This window comes from Mycobacterium sp. 20KCMC460 (genome assembly GCF_022179425.1).
Classification (GTDB): Bacteria; Actinomycetota; Actinomycetes; order Mycobacteriales; family Mycobacteriaceae; genus Mycobacterium; species Mycobacterium kiyosense.
On the sequence record NZ_AP025524.1, the window covers coordinates 5,080,943 to 5,095,226 of the forward strand.

The 14,284-nt window shown below is 63.6% G+C and carries 14 protein-coding genes; 8 read left to right on the forward strand and 6 right to left on the reverse strand.

Annotated features, from left to right (window positions below; genetic code table 11):
• Positions 1–5 precede the first annotated feature (5 nt).
• Positions 6–1,142, reverse strand: coding sequence for an acyl-CoA dehydrogenase family protein (locus MKCMC460_RS23385; RefSeq protein ID WP_238304896.1), 1,137 nt, complete (start codon positions 1,140–1,142; stop codon positions 6–8).
• 360 nt (positions 1,143–1,502) lie between these two features.
• Here MKCMC460_RS23385 and MKCMC460_RS23390 point away from each other — a divergent pair, with 360 nt between their 5' ends.
• From MKCMC460_RS23390 to MKCMC460_RS23405, 4 genes are all read left to right on the forward strand, one after another.
• Positions 1,503–2,666, forward strand: coding sequence for an acyl-CoA dehydrogenase family protein (locus MKCMC460_RS23390; protein ID WP_236977429.1), 1,164 nt, complete (start codon positions 1,503–1,505; stop codon positions 2,664–2,666).
• A gap of 161 nt (positions 2,667–2,827) precedes the next feature.
• Positions 2,828–4,066, forward strand: coding sequence for a cytochrome P450 (locus tag MKCMC460_RS23395; RefSeq protein WP_236977430.1), 1,239 nt, complete (start codon positions 2,828–2,830; stop codon positions 4,064–4,066).
• Between the two features lie 22 nt (positions 4,067–4,088).
• Positions 4,089–4,283 (forward strand): ferredoxin, encoded by a 195-nt coding sequence (locus MKCMC460_RS23400; protein WP_236977431.1) that lies wholly within the window; start codon positions 4,089–4,091, stop codon positions 4,281–4,283.
• Between the two features lie 3 nt (positions 4,284–4,286).
• On the forward strand, positions 4,287–5,852 hold the full coding sequence (locus MKCMC460_RS23405; RefSeq protein ID WP_238304897.1) for an aldehyde dehydrogenase family protein: 1,566 nt from the start codon (positions 4,287–4,289) through the stop codon (positions 5,850–5,852).
• Between the two features lie 259 nt (positions 5,853–6,111).
• Here the strand turns inward: MKCMC460_RS23405 and MKCMC460_RS23410 are convergent, their stop codons facing one another.
• The 4 genes from MKCMC460_RS23410 to MKCMC460_RS23425 form a co-directional block, all read right to left on the reverse strand.
• Positions 6,112–8,067, reverse strand: a complete 1,956-nt coding sequence (locus MKCMC460_RS23410) for an NAD(P)/FAD-dependent oxidoreductase (protein ID WP_236977435.1) — start codon at positions 8,065–8,067, stop codon at positions 6,112–6,114.
• Positions 8,068–8,363: 296 nt separating this feature from the next.
• Positions 8,364–9,038: a TetR/AcrR family transcriptional regulator gene (locus MKCMC460_RS23415; RefSeq protein WP_236977436.1), complete on the reverse strand. Its 675-nt coding sequence runs from the start codon at positions 9,036–9,038 to the stop codon at positions 8,364–8,366.
• A gap of 64 nt (positions 9,039–9,102) precedes the next feature.
• A complete protein-coding gene (locus tag MKCMC460_RS23420; protein WP_236977437.1) occupies positions 9,103–9,378 on the reverse strand; it encodes a cytochrome C oxidase subunit IV family protein in 276 nt (91 codons plus the stop codon).
• A gap of 3 nt (positions 9,379–9,381) precedes the next feature.
• A complete protein-coding gene (locus MKCMC460_RS23425; protein WP_236977438.1) occupies positions 9,382–10,005 on the reverse strand; it encodes a cytochrome c oxidase subunit 3 in 624 nt (207 codons plus the stop codon).
• Positions 10,006–10,238: 233 nt separating this feature from the next.
• On the opposite strand from MKCMC460_RS23425, the gene MKCMC460_RS23430 reads away from it, so the two are divergent.
• Positions 10,239–11,015: an enoyl-CoA hydratase gene (locus tag MKCMC460_RS23430; RefSeq protein ID WP_236984345.1), complete on the forward strand. Its 777-nt coding sequence runs from the start codon at positions 10,239–10,241 to the stop codon at positions 11,013–11,015.
• A 554-nt stretch (positions 11,016–11,569) separates the two neighbouring features.
• Positions 11,570–12,475, forward strand: a complete 906-nt coding sequence (locus MKCMC460_RS23435) for an alpha/beta hydrolase-fold protein (protein WP_238304898.1) — start codon at positions 11,570–11,572, stop codon at positions 12,473–12,475.
• A gap of 46 nt (positions 12,476–12,521) precedes the next feature.
• Here MKCMC460_RS23435 and MKCMC460_RS23440 read toward each other — a convergent pair whose 3' ends face one another.
• Complete coding sequence (locus tag MKCMC460_RS23440; protein WP_236977439.1) at positions 12,522–12,965, reverse strand: lipoprotein LpqH; 444 nt, start codon at positions 12,963–12,965, stop codon at positions 12,522–12,524.
• A gap of 180 nt (positions 12,966–13,145) precedes the next feature.
• On the opposite strand from MKCMC460_RS23440, the gene MKCMC460_RS23445 reads away from it, so the two are divergent.
• Together MKCMC460_RS23445 and MKCMC460_RS23450 are read left to right on the forward strand one after the other, a co-directional pair.
• Positions 13,146–13,742, forward strand: coding sequence for a CAP domain-containing protein (locus tag MKCMC460_RS23445; RefSeq protein WP_264889385.1), 597 nt, complete (start codon positions 13,146–13,148; stop codon positions 13,740–13,742).
• A 91-nt stretch (positions 13,743–13,833) separates the two neighbouring features.
• On the forward strand, positions 13,834–14,259 hold the full coding sequence (locus tag MKCMC460_RS23450) for a hypothetical protein (protein ID WP_238304899.1): 426 nt from the start codon (positions 13,834–13,836) through the stop codon (positions 14,257–14,259).
• Positions 14,260–14,284 lie beyond the last annotated feature (25 nt).

A 14,284-nucleotide genomic window follows, 5' to 3' on the forward strand; every position in this document is an offset into this window, starting at 1 on the left:
GCTTCTCACAAGCCCAGGCCCTGGCCGATGATTACCTTCATGATTTCGCTGGATCCGCCGTAAATCCGGCTTACTCGGCCGTCGAGGTAGGCGTTACCCAACCGGGAGTCACCGCGCAGCGCAACCGACGGGTTCGACAGCGATAGGCAGCGGTCGACCACCCGGCCCTGCAGCTCGGTGCAGTACAGCTTGGCGATCGCGGCATCGCTGCCGCTCAGCCGACCTTCGACGTGACGCAGTAACGCCTGGTCGATGAGCGCCTGACCTGCGGCTACCTCGGCCGCGCACTGGGACAGCGTGAATTTGACCTCCTGGCCCACCTGGCCATCCTGGTGGTCTTCAAGGGCCCAGGAAAGCGCCGCGACGGCCGCGGCCTGCGAGTTCACCGCGATCGACAACCGCTCCTGGGCGAGGTTCGACGTCAGGTAGGTGAATCCTTCGTTCTCCACACCCAGGAGGTTTGCGACCGGAATCCGCATGTCGGTGAACGAGATCTCGGCCAGATCCTGCGCACGAAGACCCAGCTTGTCCAGCTTGCGCCCGCGCGCGAAGCCCGGCGTCGAGGTGTCCACCAGTAGCAGGCTGATGCCCCGCCGACCCGCCTCCGGGTCGGTCTTGACCGCCAGGATCACCAGGTCAGCGGCCGCACCGTTGGAGATGAACGTCTTGGCGCCGTTCACCACATAGTGATCCCCGTCCCGGCGAGCCCGCGTCGACATCGCCTTGAGGTCGGAGCCGGCGCCAGGCTCGGACAGTCCCAGCGCGGCCACCACCTCACCGGCCACCATTCGGGGTAGCCAGGTGGCGCGTTGTTCGGCGGACCCGTGGTGCAGCAGATAGGGCAGACAGATATCGGTTTGCACGCGCAAACCCCCGATGGCCAGGCCCAGCGCCTGAATCTCCTCGGTGACGACAACGCTGTGTCGATAGTCCGAGCCCGCCAGGCCACCGAACTGCTCGGGCACCCCGATGCCCAAGATGCCGACCTCGGCCGCGCCGCGCCAGAATTGCCGCGACGGCTTGCCGTCGGCCAACCACGCCGGATACTCCGGTACGACGTGCTCATCGAGGAACTTACGCACCCGCAGGCGGAACTGCACCTGCTCCGGGGTGAAAATCGACCGGGTCTGCTGGGTGCTCACTTACCGCAAGTCCGTCGGGTGCGGTTGACTGGGTCCGGTTCCACTACGCCGCGAGGTGCGGACTCCTGCGGACGCGGGTATTTCATGATGCTCCTTCGCGAGCGTATCTCGGTGCAAATCGATTTATCGTAAACGGTCGTTATCTGCGCTGGCGACGGGGGAACCTGAGCTCGGGCCGATCCCGGTCGGCTCAAGACCAGGACCGCCCCGGCTGTACACGGTTGCTAGCGTTGATAACCACGATGTTGACCCGTCGAAGGGTCCCCGCCTACCATTCGGTTTGAGTCGACCCCCGGTGCCCACCGGTGCTGGTGACGTTCCTGTCGCTGACGCGAGCGGTCGTTCTGCTGAGGAGCTTTGATGGATGCGGTGGGGCTCACCGAGGAACAACGGGATTTCGCCATTGCCGTGCGCGATTTCTGTCGCAAGGAATGCGGCACGCGCGAGCAACGCGACGCGTTGACCGACAACGGTGCCGAACAGCACCATCCCGGCCTGTACCAAAAATTGGCAGCGACAGGATATCTCGGCGTTTCGATACCCGAAGAATACGGCGGCAGCGGCGGTGGACTCACCGAGCAGGTCATCTTGTTCGAGCAGCTGTGGCGGGGGTTGGCCCCCGTCCACGGAGCCGGCACCTCCCATACCGTCGCCGGCATTTACAAGAGGTTTGCGACCGAGGAGCAGAAGCAGGCGGCGCTCGGGGCGATCTGCTCGGGCAAAGTGATGTCGATCAGCATCTCCGAACCCGGCGCCGGCTCGGATGCGGCCGCCGTCAGCTGCAAGGCCGAAAAGGTCGACGGCGGCTGGCGCGTACACGGACAGAAAACCTGGTGCTCGGATGCCCAATTCGCAACCACGATCCTGGTGGTGGTGCGCAGCTCGCGAGGCGTTCGGCCGCACGACGGTCTCACACTGCTCGAGGTGCCCACCGACGCAGCAGGCCTGGAGATCCGTCCGATCTCGACGATGGGCGGCAGCGAGGTCAACGACCTGTTCTTCACCGATGTCTTCGTTCCCGAATCGGCCGTGGTGGGCACCGAGGGTAACGCCTGGAAGCAGATAATGGCCGGGCTCAACGGCGAGCGACTGGTTTGCGCGGCGCAGGGCCTGGGCATGGCGCAGCGCGCCTTCGACGACCTGTTGGCCTACGTCGGCGAGCGCGAACAGTTCGGCGCCCCGATCGGATCCTTCCAGGCGCTGCGGCATCGCATCGCCGACCTGGCCATCGAGATCGAATCCGCGCGAGCCCTGACCTACGCCACCGTGCACCACATCGAGCACCAGATCGGTACACCCGAGGAATGGGTTCGCGCCACGTCGATGTCGAAGGTTAAAGTGACCGAGACCGCGAAAAAGGTTGCACTGGAAGGCGTTCAGATGATGGGCGGCTACGGCTACAGCACCGAGTTCGACATGCAGAGGCACCTGCGGCTCAGCATCGCGCCCACCATCTACGCGGGGACGAACGAAATCCAGCGCGACATCATCTCGTCCACCTTCGGGTTGCGTCCAGCGCGCTGACCAGGCTCAGGGTGACGCCCGACATACCGCGGCCCCGACTATGACGCTTGACACCTTCCGCACCGACGAACCATAATTGAGACTGCTTAACTCATAATCCGCCGGGGGGCGGATAGGCCAGCCAGCCCTGCGCCTTTGGTTTCTCGATTAGGAGTCGATAGATGACGACGGCAAAGCCCGACATCCGCGTTTTGGACGCCGATACCTACGCCAACGGCGACCCGACGACCTTCGGGCTACCGCTGGAGCAGTATGCGTACCTGCGTGACGAGGCCCCCTGTCACCTGCACGAATTCGACGACCCGATGCTCATCGACCGGGCCTGGATCGTCAGCCGAAACGCGGACATCTGGGCCGTCGACCGTAATTCCGAGCTCTACGCCGCCGACCGTGGCGGGGTGAACATGTGGAAGGTGACCCCGCTGGACCCCAAAGTGGGCGGCAAACCGGCCATGCTGACCATGGACGGCCCGAAGCACCGCACTCAGCGCGGGGTGATGAGCAAGGCGTTCACGCCGGGCATGGTCAAAAAACTCGAGGACAAATTCCGCGAGTACGCCGTCAACATCGTCGACGCCGCGCTGGAGAAGGGCTCGTTCAACTTCGTGACCGACATCGGCCACGCCATGCCGATGGAGGCGCTCGGCGACGTGCTGGGCGTACCCAACGGTGACCGGGAGAAGTTCTTCGCCTGGGTTGACACCTTCGCCGCGCCATTCGACACCCGCATCACCCCCTCGTTCGAATACGTCATGCAGGCCATCTTCGACCTGCTCGGTTACGCGGTCGAACTGGGTGAGCTCAAGCGCCGCGAACCCGGCGAGGACGTGATCACCCAGCTGGTCCAGGCCGGTGCGGAGGTCATCTCCGAAGACGAACTGATGGGCAACGTGGCGTTGCTGGCATCCGGTGCCGCCGAGAGCACCCGTACCGCGCTGAGTCACGGTATGCACGAGCTGATGCGCAACCCCGAGCAGATGGCCTGGCTGCGCGCGCACGTCGACGACATCCCGAACACCGCCATCCAGGAGATCGTGCGCATCGCCACCCCGTTCACGCACCTGGTGCGTACGGCCACCGCGGACCACGAACTGCACGGCCAGCAGATCAAAGAGGGCGATGTGGTGCTGATGCTGTTCGCCGCAGGCAACTTCGACGAGCGCGCGTTCGACAATCCCCATGTCTTCGACCTGTCCCGGGAGAAGAATCCGCACGTCAGCTTCGGCCGCGGCCCGCACCAGTGCCTAGGCAAGCACGTCGCGGGCCTGGAGATGAAGATCCTGCTCGAAGAACTGCTGCGACGCACCAAGGACATCACCCCCGCCGGGGATATCAGCTATATCCGCGACGCGTATTCGCGGGGCGTGTACCAGCTTCCCGTCACCGTCACACCCGCCTGATACACCGGAATCGATACGGCAGATGAAGATCATCGTTGACAATGACCGCTGCGAGCTGCACGGGGAATGCGTGATGGCCGCGCCCGAGGTGTTCGACATCGAAGACGACAAAGAGTGGGTGACGGTGCTCGATGCCAATCCCGGCGAGCATCTGCGGTCAGCGGTCGAGGAAGCCGCGATGATGTGTCCGGTCGCCGCAATCCGAATTGAGGACTGAGCCATGACCACCGCCGAGGAAGCCAAGCAGAAGAACGGGACGCGGCCGGCAGACGAATCGGTTGTCGAGGTACGCAACCCGGCCGACAACTCGGTGGTCGGCGTAGTCCCGAACGTACCCGCGGACGAGGTGGCCGCGCTGGCCGGCGAACTCCGCAAGGCCCAGCCGGCATGGGAGGCACTGGGGCCCGAGGGCCGTGCCGTTCACCTGCGGCGGTGGCTGGACTGGATCGTCGACAACCAGGACCGCATTCTCGGCCTGGTGCATCGCGAGGCCGGAAAGTCCTGGGGCGATGCGCAGATCGAGTTGCTGGTGTGCATGGAGGTCATCAACTACTACACCAAACACGGGGCAGAGTTCCTGGCCGACGAGACCCGCCGCCCGCACGGACCGGCGTCGGCAACCAAAGGTCTGCGAATTCGTTACCGCCCTTACGGATTGGTTGGCGTGATCACTCCGTGGAACTATCCGCTCGGCATGCCGATGCTCGACGTGCCGCAAGCCTTGATGGCCGGCGCGGCGGTACTCACCAAGCCCTCAGAGGAAACACCGCTGGGCTGGGCCGAGGTGGTGCGTGGCTGGAGCGAGATCGGTGCACCACCGGTGCTCGGTTGCGTGACCGGACGCGGCGATACCGGGCGGGCCCTGGTGGACGTCGTCGACATGGTGCAGTTCACCGGTTCCACCAAGACCGGCCGCCAGGTCGGCATCCGCTGTGCGGAACGGTTGATTCCGGTCAGTCTCGAATTGGGCGGCAAGGACGCGATGATCGTGTTGTCCGATGCACCGCTCGAACGGACCGTCCGCGGCGCGATCTGGGCGGGATTGTTCAACTCGGGCCAGTCGTGTGTCGCCGTGGAACGGATCTACGTCGAGGATTCGATCTACGACGAATTCACTTCGCGCCTGGTCGACGAGGTCAACAAGCTCCGCCAAGGCCACGATACGGCCGGCAGCTTCGCCACGGATATCGGCGCCTTGGCCAACGAAGCCCAAATGGCAATCGTCGAACGCCATGTCGAAGACGCGGTAGCGCGCGGAGCGCGCGTCCTGACCGGCGGAAAGCGGGCCGAGCATGGATTGTTCTATCCGCCAACGGTGTTGGTGGACGTCGACCACACGATGGCGTGCATGCGCGAGGAAACCTTCGGGCCGCTGCTGCCGATCATGAAGGTATCCAGCGAAGACGAAGCCATTACCTTGGCCAATGACACCAATTACGGTCTGGGTGCCAGTGTTTGGACGAGCAGCAAGGAGCGCGGCGAGCGGGTCGGCAGGCGGATCGAAGCGGGCGGCGTCAACGTCAACAACGCGATGATGCACGTGTTCCAGTTCCCGCTGCCGATGGGCGGCTGGAAGGAATCCGGCCTCGGACACCGGATGGGTGGGGCCGACGGCATCCGAAAGTACTGTCGCGCACAGGCAGTGGTCACCGAGAAGGTCCACCTGCCCACCGAAACGCACTGGTATCCGTATTCGCCGCGCAAAGCCCGGATCACCGGCGTGATGCTGCGACTTCTGGAAATGCACGACTGGCGCCGCCGGCTGGGCCTTCGCCCGAAGAAGTAGAACTTCACCCGCACAAGCAGAAGCGCTAGCCGCGCCGGCACTCGAAGTCGAGTCGCCTCTCGATATCACTGCTCGAGATCACTGCACTTTGAAAGGCGCTCTGCGCCAAAGACAGCCGACACCCGGCATCGATGCGTCTCGTCGCCGGGTGTCGCGCTACGTCAAGCGTCGATGACGAAATCAGTGGCTCGGCCGACGGGCGCTGGCAGCAGCGCCAGCCGCCGCGTCGGCCGAACCACCAGGCCAGCCGCTAAGCCGGCTAAGCCAGCAGTTCGGCAGCCTCCGAGGAGACTGTCACCTCGTGGTGGTCACTCGGGTCGAACTCGCGGAGCCGCTGCCAATAGTCGACGTACTTCCACGGACTGCTCACCACGATGCGTCCAGCGTCGTTGCGGTAGTAGGTCGTCATCCCCTTGTGCGACCAAATGCAGTGTGCCAAGGCCTCATCGAGCTCGTCGTTGTAGCGCTGGAACACGCCCTGATCCACTTCGACCGACGCGATCTCGTTGACCAGCAGATGACGGATCGCCTGCATGGTGTAGCGCACCTGAAATTCGGTGGCGTGAATCGCACTGCCGCCGTGACCGGCATTGGTATTGGGGCCGTTGAGGATAAAGAAGTTCGGGAAGTCCGGCACGGTCACCCCGAGGTATGCCCGCGCATCGTTGGCGCCCCACTGCTCGCGCAGCGTGGTCCCGGATTTGCCGATGATGTCCATCGGCCACAGGAATTGCAGAACTTTGAATCCGGTGGCCAACACGATCACGTCGGCGGGCACTTCGACCCCCGAGCGCGTCACCACATTCTGCCCCCTGACCTGTGCCACCGCGTCCGTGAGCAGTGTTACGTCGTCACGGCACATGGTGCGGTACCAGTGGTTGTCGATCAAGGGACGCTTCCCGTAAGGCGGGTAGTCCGGCAGACACGCATCGAGCAGATCAGTTCGATCACCAAGCTGCTCCTTGATGTACTTGGTGAGGAATACCCGGTGGCGATCGTTGGCCGCGTTGACGGACCGTTCCGGGTGCGGCCATTCCGGATCGATCTGCAACGCCGAATGCAGTCGGTCGCTGAAGTTCCAGAACGACCGCAGCCGATACCACTGGATGTAGAAGGGGATTTCGGTCATCAGGAAGCGCACCGTCTCTTTGACCGCGCGATGATAATTCGGATGCGGCAACGCCCATTGCTTGGACCGCTGGAATACAGTCACGTGACTGGCAATGTCGACGATGGACGGCACCACCTGCATCGCGCTCGCGCCGTTACCGATCACGGCGACGCGCTTCCCACTGAGGTCGACCGATCTGTCCCAGGCCGCGGTGTGCATGGCCGGTCCCGGGAATTCGTCCAGTCCGGGGATCGGTGGAATCGACGGCCGGTTGACCATGCCCACAGCGCTGATCAAGACGTTGGCCGTTAGCGACTCCACGGCTCCGTCGGAGGATTTGATGTCGATCTGCCAAACGGCGTCCGTGGTCAGATACCGCGCCTGCACCACCTCGGTGCCGAACCGGATGTGCTTCTTGACATCGAATTCCGACGACACGCGCTGGATGTAGTCCTCGACCTCGTCCCGCTTGGCGAAGTAACTGGTGATGTTCGGATTCGGGGCGAACGAAAAAGCGTAGAGGTGACCGGGTGTGTCCACGCCGCAGCCTGGATACACGTTCTCCAGCCAGGTGCCGCCCAGATCCTGGTCTTTTTCCAGCACAACGAAGTTGACGCCGGCAGCTTCCAGTTTCGCCGCCATGCAGACACCCGACAGGCCTGCCCCGATGATGGCCACCCGGAAGTCGCTGCGGATCGACTCAGCGGGTATCTCGACATCGCGGGAGATGAAACCCATTTCCTCAGAGAGTAATTCGCCGTAATCGACGGACACCTCTTCAACCATCGCGCAGCTGAGCATGCGTGTCACCTCATCCGGGGAGGGGGTGACCGGCGCCAGCCGTCCTTCGTAGTAGGCGACCACTGCGTCCAAGGCCGCGGCGCGCACCTCGGCTTGGAGTTCGGGAGACAGTCCTCCGGAGTCGTTGTCGTCCAGAGGTTTTCCGCGCGCGGGCCGGAACGGTGGGCTGGTCCACTTTCGATCCCCGGTGAGATGCTGCAACACCAGCAGCAGGGTAGGCAGATTGGCGTCTTCGAGCGCCGCCTGCATCCTCTCAAACCAGTTGGGAATCCGCGCCCACGGCGCCGATACGGCAGTGGTCATTGATGTTCTCCGCCTTCAGGGGCACGACGCATCGGTCAACGCCTGACGGCGAAACCTTTCGTCGCTGCCATCAACCAGTCTTTTTGAACTGACGCGTCTCAATATACGCAGAGCTCTCGATCAACGCAACATCTCCGGCCGAACCTGGTTGCGGGAATTCATTGGCGCCCTACTACAACATTTCCGCTGCTCACGCGGCTCGAACAGGTCGATCAGCCGACTGGCCCGGCCGTGTCGATCCAGCCCGGCTCCGCGAGAACGATCGTGCACAGGGCGGGCACCGGGCCGCGCGCCGACTAACGGTTCCCGGTGCGGCGACGCCGCGGTGCGGTGGACTTGCGCTCAACGCTCTCCGGGGCGACATATCCCAATCGCAACAGGCCGATCGCGTGCTCCGCGATCTCCTTCGAGGTGATCTTTTCCTTGGGCCGATACCACCGCGAAACCCAGAGAATCATGCCCAGGATCAATCGTGTGGTGATGACAACGTCACCTTTGTCGATATTGCCGGCTTCCATATTGTCGGCGACCACCGAAACCCACAGCTTTTCGAATTGCCGGCTCCACTTGTGCCAGCGCTGTACCACGTCGTTGGGCAGGTCGCCGCCGTCGAAGAATACGGGCATATAGCTCCGCATTTGGACCGCCGCTTCGGACTGCAGCCGAACCATTTCCCTGAGTCGCTCCGCGGGATCGGCAATCTCGCGGATGGCGCCTTCGACCTGCTCGGTGATCTCGCGGGTGCTGCGTTCGAAGAGTATGCCGAGTAGATCCTGCTTGGTCGGAACGGTGCGGTACAGCGTCGCACGGGACACCGACAGCTTCTCGGCGGTGTCCACGATGGAAACCGCCTCGTAGCCGCCCTCGTGGAATAGCTCAGCCACCGCGTCGGCGACCGCATCACGGTCGATGGTCAGACGTGGCCGTCCCCGTGGGCGACCACTGCCCTCACCGTTCACATTTTTCGGCACCGCGCTCCTTTACTGTTCGACACAGTTTAGAGGTTGTATGTCGCACAATGCGCGGCATGGCCCATCAGGCGAGGACGAACATCGCTGTCAGCAGTGCCAGCAGGCCGACGCAATAACCCTCGAAAATTCCGCGCAGCACGCGCGGGGCCATTTTCAGCTCCATGAAGTACAAGCCGACCAGGCGGACCTTGAAGATCGCGACGGCGAAGATCGCCAGGCTGGCCGGGAGGTGATGCCCCTCTCCGAATCCGTGGTCAGTACCCAACGACCACGACAAAACGGTCAGCGCACACAGTAGAAACCAGACCAGCGAGGCGTTGGTACGTACCAGCGATTTCACGTTTCACCTCACCAGGAAGATCAATGGATAAATGACGATCCAGAGCAGATCGACCATGTGCCAGAAGCACGCGCCGCCCTCGAAGAAGGCCAAATGCGTTTTGGTCGGTTCCGGTTTGCGGGCCAGGGTCGACAGAACGGTCAGCACGATCAGCCCGATGATCACGTGCGCCAGATGTAGTCCGGTCAGCACGAAGTAGTACATGAAGAATTCGTTGGTGCTCGGCGTGATTCCGGCCGAGACTTTTTCGTGGTATTCGTACGCCTTGATGGCCACGAAGCACGAGCCCACCAGTGCGCCGCCCAGGGTCAAGGGCCGGGCGAGGTGGCGCAGTTCGGGACGCTGCAGGGCATGCGTCGCGAATACCACGAGAATTGAGCTGGTGAGCAGCACCAGGGTGTTGGTCGCGCCCAGCGCCCGGTTGAGGGCCCCCTGGGACTCGGCGAACAATGCCGGCCGGACACCCCGCTGGTGCAGGTACACCGTGAACAAGACGGTGAACACCATCATGTCGCCGAACAGCAGCACCCAGATGCCGGGCTCGCCCGGCACATGCCGTTTGGAGGCCCGTGACCGGCCCTGGTCGGCATCGCCGGAGGAGCGCGCCACCCCGATCACTTCGGTCATGTAGTAGATCCTTTGCCGTCGTTGCCAAAAGGTCATCTTTGAGATAATGCGTCTCAATAGTAGGCAGCGGCCGGCCGGTTCGTCAACGAGACCTGAAGCCGTGAACGATCGCTCACATCAGATTGATATCCTCGCATCCGATCTCGTAACGTGACGGGTGAGCCACCGCGTGGCCGTTGCGCACCGCCGGATGGCGCCTGATTGAGCAGTGCGCCCACACCATCCCGCCGCTGATGCGGCCGAGAAAGGAACTGACCGACGTGGATCGCGTACTGCTCGAGGTCGACAGCGGTGTCGCCCTGATTACCGTCAACGACCCCGACCGGCGCAACGCGGTGACCGACGAGATTTCGGCGGGATTGCGCCGCGCGGTCGGCGACGCCCAGAACGATCAGCGCGTGCACGCTGTGATAGTCACCGGCGCGGGAAAGGCATTCTGCGCCGGCGCAGACCTCAGCGCACTCGGTTCCGCTGCCGAGGCCGGGTTGCGAAACCTCTACGACGGATTCATCGCGGTGGCCGAGTGCCGGCTGCCGACGGTGGCTGCCGTCAACGGGCCCGCCGTCGGCGCCGGACTGAACCTGGCACTGGCCTGCGATATCCGGATCGCGGGACGCAGAGCGCTGTTCGACGCCCGCTTCCAAAAGCTCGGCATCCATCCCGGCGGAGGCATGACGTGGATGCTGCAACGCGCAGTCGGCCCCCAGGTCGCACGGGCCGCGCTGCTGTTCGGGATGCGGTTCGACGCCGACGCCTCCGTCAGACACGGTCTGGCACTTGAGGTTGCCGACGATCCGGTGGCGGCGGCGCGAGAACTGGCTGCCGGTCCGGCATCGGCGCCACGAGACGTGGTGACCGCAACGAAGGCCACGATGCGTGCGACCTACGCCCCGGGCTCCGTCGACACCGATCTGCACACTCTCGCCGTCGAGGCCGAGCTGGGCCCACAGGCCGCCTCGGTCCAGTCGCCGGCTTTCGCGGAGCGCCTCGCCGCCGCGCGCAGCAGGTAGCTCAATCTCGCCCCGAACGATCGTTCGCACGCCGGTCAGCGCCCCCCAGACGGGCTGAGACTCCTGCCCGGCAACCTGACGAAGGGAGCGCGCTATGCGCCGGTCAGACCGAGAATTTGAACGTCCATTCGGTTGCCGGCCAGTACACATCCCAGCGGCGGTCCGGTGGATCGCGGTCTGACTCGAAGCCGCCCCTGGCGATCAATCGGTGCGGTTACCGCTGGCAGCTACCACAAGTTGAGGGCCGCGACTCGATTCCGCTAGTTGGACCCATAGTAAGGCGGCGGGTAGACCCCCCTGGCAAGCCACGCGATCGCCGCCAAGCCGTATTCCAGCTCGTCGGTCGCGTCGTAATCCGGGTACTGGTCCATGCGATCACCTCTGGTCCTCTTTGCCGACAACCCAACCGATACCAGTCTAGGCTGCCGACGGCGAAGAGCGAAAGATCGTTCGCGCATCCGATCTTGCCGCCCAGAGGCGAATAGTGGTTCACTGTGAGGAAATTGACAATTACATTGCGACATTTGATGCAGTGGTAGACGAACGAGGTTGATGTGAAAGGTTTGTCGATGCGGCTGCGTGTCGTCTGTGCTGCAATTCTCGCTGTTGTGTTGTGCGACATCACGGCAACGGCGGGTGGTATCGCCACCGTCAAGGCCGCGCCCGCCTTCGAGTCCCTCATGGTGCCGTCGGCGGCGATGGGCCGCGACATCCCGGTGGCGTTTCTCGGCGGAGGTCCGCACGCGGTCTATCTGTTGGACGCGTTCAACGCCGCCCCTGGCGTGAGCAACTGGGTAACGGCGGGTAACGCGATGAATACGCTTGCCGGTAAAGGGATCTCCGTGGTTGCGCCCGCCGATGGGGCCTACAGCATGTACACCGACTGGGAGCAGGATGGCGGCAAACAGTGGGATACCTTCCTTTCCAGCGAACTCCCGGACTGGTTGGCCGCCAACAAAGGATTGGCGCCAGGCGGACACGGTGTGGTCGGCGCAGCCCAGGGCGGTTACGCAGCGGCGGCACTCGCCACGTTTCACCCTGACCGATTTCGTTATGCCGGATCCCTGTCCGGAGTGCTCGCTCCCGAACGGACCGGCGTAGACGGCGCCGTGCGCGCCGTGCTCGGCGACGGCGGTGCCGATTCGGCGAACATGTGGGGCGCTCCCCAGTACGGCCGCTGGAAATGGCACTCCCCTAATGCGCACGTCGTGCGGTTGGTCGACCAGAACACCCGGCTGTGGGTCTTCAGCCCGGCAGCCGGCAGCCCCAGCGATGGTGGCGCCGTGGGGGCCTTCCCAGACATCTGGCAGAGCACCTGCCGCGATTTCTACGCCGGCTACCGCGCCGCGGGCGGCCACAATGGTCACTTCGACCTGGGTGCCGGCGGCGGCAACGACTGGGGTACCTGGAGCCAGCAGCTCGGCGCGCTGTCGGGCGACCTGGCCGCAAATATCCGGTAACCGCTGCAGGCGCCGCTAACGGCCTAACCGCGGCTGCGCCATCAGATCAGCACGACAACTTCATGGTGAACGGCACCGTAGTGGGTTCGGGAGATTTCGGGCCGTAACCCCGTGCCTCACCGGTGATCTGGTAGGTGTTCTCGGTCATCTCGACGGTGGCATGCAGGTCCGCCAAGCCTCGGTTGTAGTCGCCGGAGAACCCGTTCAGGTTGCGAATTCGGACGAACTCGACGGTGAGCTTGCCCGCGTTGGACACCATCAGCGTTGCCCCCGAGTCATTGTCACCAAGGGAGACCGTGGTGAGGTGTTGCTCCGGTGGCGCACACTCCACGGTCCGGATCAACGGGAGTTCGCTTCCGTCGATGGTGAGCCGTGCCGTGCCGGGATCCAACGTTCCGGGTGTCCGCTTGGCGGCCACTGCCGACGAGCAGGCCGCGCTGCTCCCGACCAATACTGCGGCCGCAGCGACGAGGGCAAAGCGATTCTTCACGGCGATCCTCCTGTCCGCGAATCGTTCTTGCAGTGTATCGAGCCGCAGGTGGGTGCGCGCAAGTATTTTAGGACGATAAGTTTCAGAAATTATCGGTTGCATCGTGCCATGGTTCGGCAAAGGCCACAGCTCGGTGGGACGAAGCGTTACAGCGCATGGTGCCGCCGGTCGAGTGGACCGATGGCGGAACATGATTCGAGAGGGCACCGAAAGGTTCCAACTCATGGATTTGCTGCACCAACTGTGAAAAAATCAGCAATTATGAAAGCGCGCGAAACAAACCACCGGCAGCCTGCGGCGCTTCCGACCCTGGCCTTCATCAGTGCCGGAATCGTGACGCTGTGCGCCGTCTCCGCCACGCCGATAGCAAACGCCGACAACAATCGGCTCAATAACGGTGTGGCGGCAAGCGTTTACGCCATCAAGCGTCAGGCCGGCTGCAAAACCGACTTGAAGAACAACGCCGCCCTCGAAGCCGCCGCCCAGCGGCACGCCGACGATGTTCTGAACAACGTGGACCTCGACGGTGACATCGGGTCCGACGGGTCGACGGTGCAGGCCCGCGCCCAGGCTGCGGGCTACAACGGCACGGTGGCCGAGACGGTGGCCACCCTGCCGTCGGCGTCGATCAACGCCATTGACATCCTCGGGAATTGGTATTACCGCCCCGACTACTACGCGATCATGTCCAACTGCGCCAATACCCAGATCGGTGTCAGAACGTCGAACAGCGTGCCTCGCAGCGTGACGGTGGCGGTGTACGGTCAACCGGCCTGAGCCCCGCGACGCGATGCGGCACAAGCGTATTACCTGCTCGATCCAGAATTTCACAGTCGTTAAAAAATGGTCACTGCGATAGGCTGAGCTGATGATTCGACCGTTCGGGGCTGCGTCGGCGTTCTTTGCGATTTGTCCGGTGGCGCTCTGTATCGCGGGCTCCGCGGCTGCCTCGCCGCAAGACGAGAACGGCCGCTGCACCTTCGTGCTCGACGGCCCGAAAGTAGTAGATGTTTCGGGTGTGAACTACGTGACGGCGAGCGTGACCGTGGGAACATGCACGCTGCATGTCCACACCGAGGCCACCGTGTGCCTCTCCGTCGACGGAGGCGATTCGGCTGGTCAGTGCGGATGGGGATCCGAGCCGCTACCGGCGGTGGTTTACTACCCGTACCGACCAGGCGCGACGTACGTCGTCAAGGGCCACGGATGCACGGACGTCTTGCAGGGCAGCAACAGCCCGGCGTCGCCCACGACCGTGTGCCAAGATATTGCACCGACCCGGGTCACGTTGTAAGAACCCGCATTACGGTCCCCCGGAC

What these genes read in the sequence shown, in the direction of transcription:
- MKCMC460_RS23400 (WP_236977431.1), top strand. Translation starts at nt 4,089, where the DNA reads ATGAAGATCATCGTTGACAATGACCGCTGCGAGCTGCACGGGGAATGC.
- MKCMC460_RS23395 (WP_236977430.1), top strand. Translation starts at nt 2,828, where the DNA reads ATGACGACGGCAAAGCCCGACATCCGCGTTTTGGACGCCGATACCTAC.
- MKCMC460_RS23390 (WP_236977429.1), top strand. Translation starts at nt 1,503, where the DNA reads ATGGATGCGGTGGGGCTCACCGAGGAACAACGGGATTTCGCCATTGCC.
- MKCMC460_RS23430 (WP_236984345.1), top strand. Translation starts at nt 10,239, where the DNA reads ATGCGGCCGAGAAAGGAACTGACCGACGTGGATCGCGTACTGCTCGAG.
- MKCMC460_RS23405 (WP_238304897.1), top strand. Translation starts at nt 4,287, where the DNA reads ATGACCACCGCCGAGGAAGCCAAGCAGAAGAACGGGACGCGGCCGGCA.
- MKCMC460_RS23410 (WP_236977435.1), bottom strand. Translation starts at nt 8,067, where the DNA reads ATGACCACTGCCGTATCGGCGCCGTGGGCGCGGATTCCCAACTGGTTT.
- MKCMC460_RS23450 (WP_238304899.1), top strand. Translation starts at nt 13,834, where the DNA reads ATGATTCGACCGTTCGGGGCTGCGTCGGCGTTCTTTGCGATTTGTCCG.
- MKCMC460_RS23425 (WP_236977438.1), bottom strand. Translation starts at nt 10,005, where the DNA reads ATGACCGAAGTGATCGGGGTGGCGCGCTCCTCCGGCGATGCCGACCAG.
- MKCMC460_RS23445 (WP_264889385.1), top strand. Translation starts at nt 13,146, where the DNA reads ATGGCGGAACATGATTCGAGAGGGCACCGAAAGGTTCCAACTCATGGA.